Source organism: Streptomyces sp. NRRL F-5135, from assembly GCF_000719775.1.
Classification (GTDB): domain Bacteria; phylum Actinomycetota; class Actinomycetes; order Streptomycetales; family Streptomycetaceae; genus Streptomyces; species Streptomyces hebeiensis.
In genome coordinates this window covers 1-451 of the sequence record NZ_JOHR01000100.1, presented here as the reverse complement: position 1 = coordinate 451, position 451 = coordinate 1, and the positions used below count along the sequence as shown (strand labels likewise).

At 74.7% G+C, this 451-nt stretch carries 1 protein-coding gene; it reads right to left on the bottom strand.

All coding sequences use genetic code 11. From position 1 onward, the window contains the following. Window positions 1–451: hypothetical protein (locus tag IG02_RS37485; RefSeq protein ID WP_037805271.1), on the bottom strand; the 451-nt coding region annotated here is incomplete at both ends.

Genomic DNA, 451 nt, shown 5'->3' with positions numbered 1-451 from the left:
CCCCGGCGTCTCGCCCTGCCGCCGCGCCAGAACGAGCGCCGCCGCGCCCGGACCCGCCGCCGCGACCGCGCCCGCCACCGCGCTCCACGACCGCACCCCGCGCCAACCCGGACCCATCACCAGCGACGACGCGGCAGACCGCTGGTCGATCACCGAATCGTCCACCGTGGCATTCGGGTACAGCTCGTCCCGCAAGCCCCGCAGCAGCACCAGGCACCGCTCGACCGACAACCCCCGCACCGGCCCCCGACCAGCCACCAGGCGCACCCGGCGCGTCAGCTCATCACGGCTCAGCACCAACGGCCCGGAACCCTCCGGCCCGGCCAAGCTTCGCGGCATTACGGGGGTGGGCGAGGAGAAGACCGCGTTGCCATACGGGGCCGTGAACAGGACGCTGGAGTTCAGGCCCTGCAACCACGCCTTGCGCCACGCGCCCGGCTGCCCGGTGCCG